Below are 12,054 nucleotides of genomic sequence, written 5' to 3' on the forward strand. Positions count from 1 at the left end.
CCTACCCAACGCTGTGCATGCCATTCAGGGGTTACCCCAATGAAAACAATAAAACACTGCTTGCCCGAGAGCTGGAACCTGGTGTTCTCCGCCGCCGCATCTGCCTACGGCGTCGGCCTGCTCGGGCTGTGGGCCTTGCCGTACCTGATCAGCGCCATCATTCACGATTTGCAACTCAACGAAGCCCAGGCCGGGCTGCTGATGTCGGCCGAGTTCGGCTTCACCATGCTCGCCTCACTGCTGGTCGCCCCGTTCATGGGCCGCGCACCACGGCGCACCTTGGCACTGGCCGGCACCCTGCTGGCGATTGCCGCCAACCTGCTCAGCGCCAACATCGACAGCCTCTATGCTCTCGCGGCAGTACGCTGTGTTGCGGGTATTGGCGCCGGTCTGGCGCTGGCGTGTGGCAACGCCGCCGTGTCCAGCGCCAAACACCCCGACCGGGTCGCCGGGCACATGAACGTGCTGTCGGTGGTGCTGATGATCGTGGTGATGTTGGGTTACGCCAAGGTCATGGCCAGCCATGGCCTGCACGGTTTGTATTACGCGATGGCGGCGACCATGGCCGTGATGCTGCTGGCGATCCCGGCGATGGCGCAACGCGCGCCGAATGCCGAGCCTTCACCGCAGGCGCCTGCCGGCAAGCAAGCGTCGGGCAATATATTGCTGAGCCTGCCTGCCGTCTGCATGATGCTGGCGATGTTCGTGTTCCAGGCCCGCGACACCATGGGCTGGGCCTTCGTCGAACGGATCGGCACCATGGTCGGCTACAGCGGCGATGAGCTGGGTGTGCTGCTGTCGTTCCAGTCGTTTGTGGGCCTGATCGGGCCGCTGATCGCAGCCATGGTCGGCAAGCGTTTCGGCATGAGCACGCCGGTGATCCTCGCCATCCTGCTGACCGGCGCAACCAGCCTCAGCTATGTGCTGGGCGAGCACTCCAAGACCCTGTACACCGCCGGGGTGATGACCATCTGCATCACCTACTTCTATGCCCTCAGCTACCTGACCGGCCTGGCCGCCGCCCTGGACCGCGAAGGCCGCGTGGTGGCTGCTGCCGGCAGCTTCCTCAGCCTTGGGCTAGCGGTAGGCCCGGCAATTTCGGGCGGGTTGATTTCTGTGGGTGGTTTTACGCTGGCCGCCTGGGGCATCGCCGTGACTGTGGTGCTCACTCTGCTGCTGGTAGCCGTACCGTTGGCGAGCATCCGCCGTCATCACGGCTCAATGCCATCGAATTTAGTCAACCAGGCAACTGTTGATGGCGCCCCTGCGAACTGAATGATCGAGGGTGTTTGAGGGAGGTACGGCGTACCTCCCTTGGGCAAACAAATCGGTAGGAGTGGTGATGACAAGTCAAATTGAAAAAGAAACTAACGGCTGGTTATTTCTATCGAGGGTGCTTTTAAGCGTGCTGGCAAACCGCGCGCTAGCCTTTTGATATTTTTCAAGTCGCGCGGTGGCCACAGTTAGCTTCCGACTGAGCCTCGGAGGCCCCGCGCATACCTTGAAGGCAACGCCGCCCAACTGGCAGCCCCCGCCCTGCTCAAACCTCAAAGACAAGCACCATCCATGTGGCAGCGGTTTCACCCGCGAACACCGGCAAAGCCGGTGCCAACCACCGCGTTACCTCCATGGCATCAACTGCCGTGCATCACCCTTCAAGCCACACGGTCTCTTTGTGGGAGCAACTGTCTTGCTCAATTTCTAAAAGCTGGCGCGATCCCTGTGGGAGCGGCCTTGCGTCGCGAAAGGGCTGCAACGCAGCCCCATGGCCCCAACCAACAACCACTTTCCCAAGCCCTACTCCGCCTCACCCTGCGACGGCCCCCAACAAACCCTCACTCACAAATGATGTCCATTTGCCTCGAATAATCAGAATTTAACGCTTTCTTGTAGGGCATTTCCCAAAGATACTGTTGCCGCCTATTTTCCGTTGCGGGTGCCCAATTGGGCCTCTAGTCTGGGCCTGTCGCTGCATATCAGTGACACGGCTTTGACGGGCCGCGATGGTTTTGAGTTATGGCACACCTATTATGGTGGCTGTACGTGCGGGCACGCTTGCGTGCGCCGGAGCTTCTCAATTCCGCCGGTCCGTCAACCCACGTACAGCTGCCACCCTTTTGCTTGACGGCTGAAAGGCGGCAGCACCAAATAGGAATTGAACAATGCTGAAGATGGTCCCCGACCCACCCCACACCCTCCACTCCCTTGAAGACACCATCGTCCAAGCCGCGGAGTATGCCGTCTGCGCGCTAGCCATTTCGCAACAAGCGATGCTGCTGCAGCCCAAATCACCTGCAGCGATCCTGATGATGGCAACGACACATGAACTTGAGTCCCTGCGCTTGTTGCTTGAGTCCGCATTGATTCAGGCACAAATGCCTAACGAGCCGCGAACGCTGCACTAAGCCGCAAGCCATGTGTTACTTGGGCTGGCCCTGTTGCCAGCGAAGGTGCTCGCCCAGGTTTTAGACGATCAGGGAGATGGACCAATGACTACCGATGAATCGAACGAGAAAACCACTGTAGGCAAGACCACGTTCTACCAAGGGGAAAACCAGACCCATCCACTGTTTCGCATCGAAGCCGGCATTCCCTGCAAAAGCGCTCGGGAGCAGTCTTCGGAATTGATGGGGTATGTGCGGGAGCTGACGATTATCGGGTTGATGGAAGAGAAACCGATGATGATCTGGGCTGCGCATTATCTGAGTGCGCTGGCCAAGGCGCTGATGGATGATGCTGAGTTGGGCATGATGGGCTAGCTGGTTTCCCAGCAAGTCAGAAACCAAGGCTCTCGCCTTGGCTTTGAAAAGAGCAGCGTTCACCAAACTTCAGAAACGCAAAAACCCCGATTAATCGGGGCTTTTGCTAAAAAGTATGGCGGACGCATAAAGATTCGAACTCTAGGAGAGTTACCCATCGCCGGCTTTCATTTAAAATCAATGATATAGCCAATTTTACGCTCCACATCTCACCAAAGCTGAACGGGCTGAAGCCCTACCGTTATAAGGGTTGCATTTTCAATTTCGGAACTGATTTTGAGTCGCAGACTAAAGACTTTCTCAGTGGAGAAACGGAGCTGTGCCGCCGAGGGCGCCTAGCTAATAGGCCTGAATAGCCTCGGAGGATGACATTTGATATCTGTGACCGACAGAAGCCGGCCAACAGTGGTGATTGAGATGTACCTACGAAGTCAGTGGCAACTGAGAGCCTGGTGCTTGGTGTATAACCACGCTCGCGTTGCATTTTTGCGAATTCACGTACTGGGCTGACCAATTAAACAGTGTCATTAAAGAGAGATACTGAGCGACGGAACCCAATAACGGGAGTGCTTCCATCGCACAAAGTTAGGCTTTTAAAGGTGCTAATTAGCGAAAGCGCAGTCTTAGAAGACCCAGAGATTTTACCTCTGAGTCCCGCGAATTAGCGCCGGAACTGCGTCCACTCGATGCCGTCCCGCTTGCCGGGTGGCGGCATGTGCTTGCCGTTGATCTTGACGATCTTGATCACAGTATAACGACCACCCCATTGCTTGATGTGATGCGGCGACCGGCAGAGCACCGCGTCCTTGACGTAGCCTAGCTGTATATCTTGTGCCTTTGGAAGCCGGTCGGCCAGTCTGATCCATTTCTGAGCCTCGGCCTCGTCCTTCAGGCTGTTACGATGCTGGATGATTGCGACTATGAAGAAAACTACGACCCCGAGCAGAGGAGCGGCGTAAATGCCGTAGCCAAAGTTGTCTTCTACCCAGCCATTTGGAGTCAAACTGGTATTACTCAAGTACATCGCTGTAATCATACCGGCCATCAGAAGAAGTGCGCAGAGTGCTATCGAGCCCATGGCCTTGCTCTTGTTCTGGCTAGCCGCGCTGTACTGCTGCCGATGCACCGGGTCGGTTAAAACGGCATTCAGCGCCTTTCGATTCAGGTATGTACTGGCTAGCCCGGCTGCTTTGAGAACCTTGTTGCATTGGAGGCTGTGCCACACCCAGACAGACACGGCCACTAGTTCGAAAAGCAAAGTTGCGACAAGGGCGAGCATGGCTAGCTTATCAACGGGGAAAAAAACCTCTGTATTCGGGGTGCTGCTGAAGGCAATCATGCCTGCTACACAGGCCGTGTAAGCGTTGCTGGCCACTAAGGAAAGCAAATCCATCAAGCGGAAAACGTGGTACTGGCGAATCTTGGGCATGCTGCCTCCATTTATCTGATCTTCCTATAGCTTGCAGATGGAGCAGGCGACTACACAAGTATTTGCAACGCAAAAAGTCTTGAGCCGATTTCGGGCACCCTCAAAAGAATCTAATTCGCGCGCTACACATGAAAACGTGCCCCGGGGTATCTTAGGCTCTGTACGAAATCCCGAGAAATTCAATCGCCGCGCCTTGAACGCTGAGATTTTGTAGAGTCCCCCGCCGTCAACGGAAAGGAATTCTGTGATGGCAAAGCGTTACGAACTCTCGGACGAGGCCTGGGGTTTGGTCTCCGATCTCTTTATCGAAACCCATGGCCGAGGGCGCCCGCGCCTTAGCGACCGACTGATGCTCGATGGCGTGCTCTGGGTACTTTGCTCAGCTGCAGCGAGGCGAGATATACCAGAGCGCTTCGGCCCATGGTCAGTGGTGTATCAACGGTTTCGGGGTTGGCGGAATCAGGGCACATTCGATCAGATGCTCAAACGCTTGCACCTGAGAATGAATGAGCAAGGCTTGATCGATCTGCAATCCTGGATGATCGACTCAACAGCAGTGGGCGCAACCCGAGCCTCATCTGGCGCTCGGAAAAAAGGGGCCTGACGAGCCTGCCGATCACGCTCTAGGCCACAGTCGCGATAGCCTGACAACCAAAAACTACATGCTCTGCGACGCCAACGGCGCACCGTTGCGCTTCCTTCTCTCTGGCGGTCAAGCCAGTGACATCAGTTACGCCCAGCCACTGCTGGACGAAATCAGCATTCCATCAAGCCAACGCGGCCGCCCGCGCATACGCTGTAAATGGTTGCTTGCCGACAAGGGCTACGGCGCCGACGCGCTACGCCGCTACTGCGACCAATATCGAATGCAACCAGTCATCCCGCTGCGCTCGATGAAGCGCAAGCCTATTCCTGATTTACCCAGACTCTTTGATCGACCCAATTACCGACAGCGCCACATCATCGAGCGCATGTTTAGCTGGCTGAAAGAGAACCGCAGGATCGTGACACGCGTCGACAAGCTCGCGAAAAGCTACGCCGCCATAGTCTCACTGGCTTGTTCCATGCGGTGTTTGCGACATCTCTTTTCGTACAGAGCCTAGGTCACCGTGGGAATCGTGTAACCAATTGTCCGACCCGACGAGCTTCGTGGTGGTGAGCCGCTTAGGTGAAGGCAACCGCTCAGCGGAAACTCTGCTGAGACCCATTGAAAGCCAGAAGCCAAAGGATGGGCTGAAGGATGGTCTGAGGAACTACAGACATAAAAAAACCCTGAAAAATCAGGGTTTTAATAGGAATTAGTGGCGGAAGCGTAGAGATTCGAACTCTAGGATAGTTGCCCATCGACGGTTTTCAAGACCGTGGTACAAGCGCCCGATCCATGCGGCGTAGACGGAGAAATCGATTCCAAAACAAAGACGAAACGGCACGGCTACAGGCGGCATACTGCGAGGGCCGCCTTGCTAGTTTTGGAATCGATTTTCGGCCTGCACCGCGTTACTCTGAACGTGCGCTGTGAGACAGCCATCAACCTTAGCCGAGATGAGAAAAATGGATTTTGAAAAGATTTTGACAATGATACAAAAGGAGTGGAACACGATATCTCAAGCGCCTTTGACTTTTCTCCTACTCACCGTAGCCGCGTTCAGCTTGGCTTATTACGTTTCGAAATGGCGTTATGCGGGAGTAACTGAAAATCTTAGAGAGCAAATAGCCACTTTAAATCAGAGACTTATCTCGAAAACCGAGCAGAGTGAAGGTTACAAAGAGCGCGCACTCAAGTTTGACGAGCTAAGCAGCAAAGTCGTTGAATACGATGCAGAAGAGTTACGCACCAAAACTATAAACTTTGTTGCTCGCATGCGCGCATTCATCGAGCGAAGAAAAAATAGGCAATATGAAGGCATGCGCCGTAGACCAGTTGCTACGGAAGAGGAGCGAGATCGCGAGTGGGAACGGTCGACGGCCGCTATGCTCCAGGACTCTAATGACACGGCAGCAGAATGGGATCGGGAATTTAAGGTGGATGCGATGCTGCTTAGAGATGAATTGCGAAGCCGAGTACAGGTTACTGACCAAGAAAGCAAAGACCATTTCTACGAACATCCAACGAATTTCTTCGGGTACGACGAGGTTGCTAGCGATCTAGAGGCTCTCGCCAAGCGCCTACAAGCTTAGCGTCACATCCACTCCTGTACCCTGATACTGCAGCAGTAGTGTGAGAAGCGATCCTCAGGCCGCGATTTCAGCGGCCTGCGCATCGAGCCTGTCTAAAATGGTTTGGCCAGTTTCCGCGACTTTCGTCCAGTAAAACCGAGAAGCTTTCTAGCGGTTTTAGACAGCCAAAACACCTTCCTCCGGCGTCCTGCCGGCCGCCCGCCTACTCTTCCACAGGCGGAGCTTTTCCCACTCCCTTGATGATCTGCCCGCCCCAATCCGGCAATGGCTCGTGATACTTGAACAGGCCGCACGCATACATCTCCTCGTGCTCGCTCAGGCCGAACAGGCGCGCCGAATCGACGAACTCCAGCATTTCACACAACTGATCGGCATCAACCTCCCGGCGCCGATGTGCGGCCATGGCCATCTCGCTGAGGACAGCAGCCCGACCTTCGGGATCAGTGGCCAGTTCAAATTCATCGTTGAGCTCATCCAGCCAGGCTCGTGGTAGTTGGCTCATCATTCTGCCCTGCACCACCAGGACTGCGCGTACAGCACGCCGTCGATTTCCTCCACCCCGTTGATGTTGATGCCGAGCTGGGCCATGCCGTTGACCTTGGCGTCGTGCAGGCGCGGGATGATGTCGGGCCCAGGCGTCGGGTTGAACACCCAGGCCTGTGTCGATACCCGACCCAGTGGCTCGCTGTGGTGGTCGCCGATGTGCACATCAGCGCGAAGGGGCTGGATCTTCCTGAGCTGATCGGAAGGGATGGCCACGCCATGCTCGCGGCGTCGAACGAGGAGGAAATACATGCGGTACCGATACTGTATAAAAACACAGTATCGTATAGATGCGCATCGCTGCAGGCAAATGCCGATCAGTGGAGCGGCGGCAGATCCTTGCCACGCGCCTTGGCCACGACACGAAGCTGGTAGTCGGATACCGCCTGGAAGAGTGACTCGGCAAGCAGGCGCAGGCGCTCCACCTCCTCCACTCGCGCGCCGCCATCTTGGGCCTGGTGATACTCATGCATAGCGCCGATGTGATGCTGGCTCAGCGGCTCTCCTGCGTCTACTATCCATACCTAAGCGCACCTACCTGATTCCTTCTAACCGCTGACTATCCATTAGTAAAGAACCACTACCAAGGAAGAGAACCATGTTTAAAAACAACAAGATCAACATAGGATCAGTAATCGATTGCGGCACAGTCGTTAAAGCATCCGGGGAAATCGAAGGCAACGAGTTCACATTCAGGACAGTCCAGAATTGCAATGAAGTATTTGCAATTGATGAAGGCCGATCGATACAGCAACAACTGGGACTCCCACCAGAAACCGACATCGAATCAATTAGAGAAGCCATTGCAGTCCTGAAAGGCCAGAAAGATAAATCAATACCAGAAAAACAGGAATCAATGAAAGAACTTTCAATCTGGTCTTACTTAGAACGATCAGACAACATTGCCAACATCATCATTAAACTAACTGACCTCTGCAACTCTCCGCTTGCCTCAAGATTACTCCTCCCGTAACAGTACTTCAGACTAACTGCCATACATAACATACAAGATCCATTAATGCGCTTCCCAACATATTAACCATGTTAAGTAATTGCATCGGTCGCCCGTCATTTGCACGCCGCGACCGATGCCTCCAATTGCTTCTCGTAGCCGATCCGCTGCCGACGCTCAGCTAGAAGCGCTCGCACCTTAACCTCCAAGCTGTCGGTCTTTCGTATGCCAGCTGCAGCCCATGGCGGCACATCCACTTCAGGCGTCCGGCACGGCACCTGCACCGGCACCTCGACGCGCACGTACTGCACTTGCGGCTCAGTGCGACCGCCGCAACCAGCCAGCGCCAGAGCGCACAAAATCAGCAGCATCCTCATAACCCAAGCTCCTTGTCGATGATCGAAGTGGCGGCCGCGCACTGATCGCCGCCGGTACGCTCTTGCTGCAGACGGTTCGCTGCGGCGTAGTCGAGATCTGCGCCGGCCTTGGCTTCGCTCACTGCCTGCTCAGCCCTGGCCTGACGCTCATTCGCGGCCAGGGTCAGGTCGCCCAGCGCCTTGCCCTGCTCCTGTGCCAGGCCTGCCAGGTTGTCGCGGGCGGTCGTGCACGCAGAAACCCGGTCCTGTGCCTCATCGAGTACCGGGCGGAAGTGGCTGATGGTTAACCAGGCGCCCACCCCGATGCCGAGCAGGATCAGCAGGCCGGCACCAGCGGCCCGCAGCACCCAGGCATTCACGCAGCCCCCAGGAACAGTTCCCGCTCGGCGGCACGCCGACGAGTTAGGCCGGCCAGTACTTGCCCGCCAGCCTTGTTCCAGCGCGGGAACTGTTCAGCTGCGCCCTGATAGTCGCCAGCATTCAGCAGCCGGCGAAGCGTCGATGACTCGAGGTTTGCCGACCCAAGGTTGTAGGTGAAGCTGAGCAGCGCGTCCCACTGGTTCTGGCTCAGCGGCGCAGTGATCAGGCGCTGCACCTCTGGCTCGAAGCGTTGCACGTCGTTCAGCAGCATGCGCTCGGCCTGCTCCTTGCTGATCTTCATGCCGGCTTTCACGCCACGAGTGGTCCCGTAGCCAATCGTCCAGACGCCTACCGAATCTTGATACGCCTGCAGGCGCAGGCCCTCAAACGACTTGATGAGGCTCAAGCCGCGTTGCGATGTACGCATGGGTTTTCTCCAGACACAAAAAAGCCCGCGCTCGGCGGGCCTCGAGAACAAGCTTAAAAATGATTCTGAATGGCTACACAGTGAGGCCCTTGGATGACGCATAGCCCCTTGCCCAGGCAGCAACACTATCAAGCTCTGTGCCACTGAGAACCCTGGAATAGATCATAGCCAGCAGGATCTCGGCAGATGAGACGGCCGAACCGTTACCGATTCGATACGGCACCGAGCTAACTGCACGAGCGCCTGAAATGGTGGACGTTACGGAGCCGCCAACCGACCGATCATCCAACACATGTAGACTGGCGGAACTGGTCCTGGCACATAAGATGTGCATGTTGCCCGCCACACCGGTGCCCAGTGCAATGCTGTCCGCGTCCCCGCCCTTAGCTGCACGGGAGTTCAGCGCTGTGTCTGTGGACTGGAACAAACGTGAACCCACTGTGGGGGATGATAGAGTATCGATGAAGTGCGCCGCGCTTCCAGCAGGTACTCCGACCGCGCGGCGCCCCACTACAATCAGAGTCTGGGCTGCCGTTTCTTGAATGTCGGTCTCGTAATAAGCTCCGCCGCCCATCTTCACGAAGTTCGTGCTGAATACTGGCACACCCCTGACGATTGCATCGTTTTTGCCGGGCGCATAGTTTTTTGCCCCGTCCGCAACTCCGTCGCCGTAGAGGAAAGCCCCCTCCAGGCCGAGCGTTACCGGGATCTGTAGGCCGAAGAGATTCAGGTACCCATCACCAGGAAGAGTAACGCTACCCAAGTTCAGTGCATTGGACATTTTTCTTACCTCAAAGCATCAAGAATTTTTTGCCGAGCTCGACCGAGAGTCGGTATGCACCGGCGTTGTTCAGGTGAAAGCTATCTGCAAACTGGTTATTTGCGTTCTCGGCAGTGTAAGTACCCCAGTAGTCATGCATGTTGTAGAACTCCCTCCCCGCCTGAAGGCACATCTGATACATGGCGTCGCGGTATTCCACCTGGGGATTTACAACCACGCCGTCCGTACGAGCCGGGTGCACGAATATCACGCCGGTGCGCGGATTGCTCGCAGCCAGCTTGTCTGACAAAGCTCGCAGCGATGAAGCGAACTGCGCGGGAGAGTTGCCCGCGCGGCGATAGTCGTTGGTGCCCAAGATGACAATAAGTAAGTCGAGATTCACATCAGACATGATCGACCCATCGAATCCGATGTACTTGTTCAATCCGGTTGAATCGAGCCCCGCGTTGCCCATACGGCTTACCTCCACGCCGGCAATGCCTGCGCGGGTGGTATAGAAGCCGTATATCGCCACGGTGCCGGTGTTGTCGGCAGTGTCGATCTCCACGGTGTGGACCGCATCCGTCAGGCCCGAGATTGCCACCCGTCCGGCTGTACCGGTGGCACCTGTGCCAGTAACCGAAGTCCACGCGCCGCCGTCCACGCGCCACCGGAATGTCCCCGTGCCGTTGTAGAAGTAGATGGTAATGTCAGTTGCACGGATCTCACCGAGAGACATGGTCGCAGTATTGCTGGTGCTGTACTGGCACATACCGTCAGGCCCCGCGCCGTACGGCATGGAAACTGCTGCATCGGCGTCGAGGAATGTCCAGCCATTCAGGGTGAGCGTGCTGCCGCTGCGGATGATGGTGGAAACACTCTGCCAGCCGTCTCCCGCGTCTCCCAAAGCGGCGCCAAGGTAAGCCCGCAGTCGAACCGGGATCGGTAGCAACTCGCACCAAGAGTCACCCATAAGGCCGACCTTGAACTTCTGAGGCTGACCACCCACCAGGTGCGTACCCAGCTTCGCGCGCCACGAGGTCAGCGTACGCCCATCAGTGAAGCCCGGCAGACTGTCAGAAAACGGGATGTCGCGGGGTGCAGTCTCAACAGTCACAACTGATGCGACGGACTCTGCGAGGGCGTCAGTCAGGCCGCGCGCGCCGAGCTTTCCATCCTCTAGCCACACCGCTACCTGATTACCTGCAACCGCGACGGGATAGATGCTGCCGGTCGGCGTCGAGCTTGCAATTCGCCCTGAAAAAATCTCTGCATCCAGCCCTTCGGATATTCCGCGAGCAGCCAGCTTTCCATCCTCTAGCCACACGACGACCTTGCCTGAATCCGTCACCGCAACGGGCACGATGGATCCGCTAACCCCGGAGATAGCGACTGCACGTGCGGCTACAGCCTCCACGAGCGAAGCGCTGGATATACGGTTGACCTGCACCGCCACCCCGGCATCGTTGCGGTAACGGGTTTCCGCCACGTTTCCTGCTTCAGGGACATTGAAGAATCGATTATTAGTTCCTGTGCCACTGGTATTGGCCAGCCCTTCAGCGACAGTAGGGAAAGATCCCATACTGGCTAGAAAATCGGCATAGATCTTCCGAAGAGTTGGTTTCTGGATGCCATTGATCATGACGAAGTCAGCATCAGACAGGAACAGCGCGTTAGCATTGGACACAAGTTGGTTGAAAAGCTGAACGTCGGTGGCTCCGCTCATAAAAACTCCAGGCAAAAAAAATACCCGCGTTCAGCGGGCAGGGATTCAGGTCAGCTTGGCGCTGGGCCAAGACTTGGTGTACCAACGCTGTAGCTCGGCACTGATTGCAGCGTTCATCAGCGGGACAGGCATGCCCAGCAGCAGATCAAGAAAGGTGGCTTCATCCGGCACAGGGAGATCGAACAGCTCGAGCTCTGCCGTGTATCGCCAGAACCGGCCACTGACCAGCGAAGGGCCGGTGTAGATGTCCACGAACTGCGCCCTGGTCATCTTGAGCCCCATCGGGCTCTTGATTGGACAGAGGAACCAGTCCACGGCGTTGATACCCCAGCGGTACCAGCCCTCGAACAGCTGGCCCTGCTGATCCGTCAGCAACCAGGTCACGCTGACCCGGCTGGGGGTGCTCCGGTAGATCCGGCGCCGGCGCGATCTGCCGGTGATCATCTGCGTACTGGAAACCGGGCTCACCGGGGTAAGCCCGTACCCCTCCATCAGCGGGAGAGGCAGGCCGTCTGGGATCGTCAACATTGGGCATTCCTGTAC

The 12,054-nt window shown here is 56.6% G+C and carries 15 protein-coding genes; 6 read left to right on the forward strand and 9 right to left on the reverse strand.

What is annotated here, in order from left to right; all coding sequences use genetic code 11:
• Window positions 1-39: 39 nt before the first annotated feature.
• The 3 genes from ABE456_RS03965 (at window position 40) to ABE456_RS03975 (ending at window position 2,759) form a co-directional block, all read left to right on the forward strand.
• Window positions 40-1,275, forward strand: a complete 1,236-nt coding sequence (locus ABE456_RS03965) for an MFS transporter (RefSeq protein ID WP_346642807.1) — start codon at window positions 40-42, stop codon at window positions 1,273-1,275.
• A gap of 887 nt (window positions 1,276-2,162) precedes the next feature.
• On the forward strand, window positions 2,163-2,405 hold the full coding sequence (locus ABE456_RS03970) for a hypothetical protein (RefSeq protein ID WP_346642808.1): 243 nt from the start codon (window positions 2,163-2,165) through the stop codon (window positions 2,403-2,405).
• 84 nt (window positions 2,406-2,489) lie between these two features.
• Window positions 2,490-2,759 (forward strand): DUF3077 domain-containing protein, encoded by a 270-nt coding sequence (locus ABE456_RS03975; RefSeq protein WP_346642809.1) that lies wholly within the window; start codon window positions 2,490-2,492, stop codon window positions 2,757-2,759.
• 661 nt (window positions 2,760-3,420) lie between these two features.
• On the opposite strand, the gene ABE456_RS03980 is transcribed toward ABE456_RS03975, so the two are convergent.
• Window positions 3,421-4,188 carry a hypothetical protein gene (locus tag ABE456_RS03980; RefSeq protein ID WP_346642810.1) on the reverse strand — a complete coding sequence of 256 codons (768 nt, stop codon included), beginning with the start codon at window positions 4,186-4,188 and terminating at the stop codon, window positions 3,421-3,423.
• 247 nt (window positions 4,189-4,435) lie between these two features.
• Here ABE456_RS03980 and ABE456_RS03985 point away from each other — a divergent pair.
• A protein-coding gene (locus tag ABE456_RS03985; RefSeq protein ID WP_346642811.1) for an IS5 family transposase occupies window positions 4,436-5,291 on the forward strand; the annotation gives its coding sequence in 2 pieces (ribosomal slippage) (window positions 4,436-4,774 and window positions 4,776-5,291; 855 coding nt in all).
• A 448-nt stretch (window positions 5,292-5,739) separates the two neighbouring features.
• On the forward strand, window positions 5,740-6,366 hold the full coding sequence (locus ABE456_RS03990) for a hypothetical protein (RefSeq protein WP_346642812.1): 627 nt from the start codon (window positions 5,740-5,742) through the stop codon (window positions 6,364-6,366).
• A 202-nt stretch (window positions 6,367-6,568) separates the two neighbouring features.
• Here the strand turns inward: ABE456_RS03990 and ABE456_RS03995 are convergent, their stop codons facing one another.
• Together ABE456_RS03995 and ABE456_RS04000 are read right to left on the reverse strand one after the other, a co-directional pair.
• Window positions 6,569-6,871, reverse strand: a complete 303-nt coding sequence (locus ABE456_RS03995) for a hypothetical protein (RefSeq protein ID WP_346642813.1) — start codon at window positions 6,869-6,871, stop codon at window positions 6,569-6,571.
• Window positions 6,868-7,161 carry a hypothetical protein gene (locus tag ABE456_RS04000; RefSeq protein WP_346642814.1) on the reverse strand — a complete coding sequence of 98 codons (294 nt, stop codon included), beginning with the start codon at window positions 7,159-7,161 and terminating at the stop codon, window positions 6,868-6,870. Before ABE456_RS04000 ends, ABE456_RS03995 begins: the two co-directional genes overlap by 4 nt.
• A gap of 346 nt (window positions 7,162-7,507) precedes the next feature.
• Here ABE456_RS04000 and ABE456_RS04005 point away from each other — a divergent pair, with 346 nt between their 5' ends.
• A complete protein-coding gene (locus ABE456_RS04005; RefSeq protein ID WP_346642815.1) occupies window positions 7,508-7,882 on the forward strand; it encodes a hypothetical protein in 375 nt (124 codons plus the stop codon).
• Between the two features lie 95 nt (window positions 7,883-7,977).
• Here the strand turns inward: ABE456_RS04005 and ABE456_RS04010 are convergent, their stop codons facing one another.
• From ABE456_RS04010 to ABE456_RS04035, 6 genes are all read right to left on the reverse strand, one after another.
• A complete protein-coding gene (locus tag ABE456_RS04010; protein WP_346642816.1) occupies window positions 7,978-8,238 on the reverse strand; it encodes a hypothetical protein in 261 nt (86 codons plus the stop codon).
• Window positions 8,235-8,597 (reverse strand): hypothetical protein, encoded by a 363-nt coding sequence (locus ABE456_RS04015; RefSeq protein WP_346642817.1) that lies wholly within the window; start codon window positions 8,595-8,597, stop codon window positions 8,235-8,237. Before ABE456_RS04015 ends, ABE456_RS04010 begins: the two co-directional genes overlap by 4 nt.
• The gene (locus ABE456_RS04020) at window positions 8,594-9,025 is read right to left on the reverse strand and encodes a lysozyme (RefSeq protein WP_346642818.1); all 432 of its coding nucleotides are present in this window, start codon (window positions 9,023-9,025) and stop codon (window positions 8,594-8,596) included. Before ABE456_RS04020 ends, ABE456_RS04015 begins: the two co-directional genes overlap by 4 nt.
• Window positions 9,026-9,098: 73 nt before the next feature.
• Window positions 9,099-9,806, reverse strand: coding sequence for a hypothetical protein (locus ABE456_RS04025; protein WP_346642819.1), 708 nt, complete (start codon window positions 9,804-9,806; stop codon window positions 9,099-9,101).
• A 10-nt stretch (window positions 9,807-9,816) separates the two neighbouring features.
• Complete coding sequence (locus tag ABE456_RS04030; protein ID WP_346642820.1) at window positions 9,817-11,511, reverse strand: SGNH/GDSL hydrolase family protein; 1,695 nt, start codon at window positions 11,509-11,511, stop codon at window positions 9,817-9,819.
• A gap of 45 nt (window positions 11,512-11,556) precedes the next feature.
• Entirely contained in the window at window positions 11,557-12,039 is a 483-nt protein-coding gene (locus ABE456_RS04035) for a hypothetical protein (protein WP_346642821.1), read from the reverse strand.
• Window positions 12,040-12,054 lie beyond the last annotated feature (15 nt).

Source organism: Pseudomonas sp. TWI929, from assembly GCF_039673335.1.
GTDB lineage: Bacteria > Pseudomonadota > Gammaproteobacteria > Pseudomonadales > Pseudomonadaceae > Aquipseudomonas.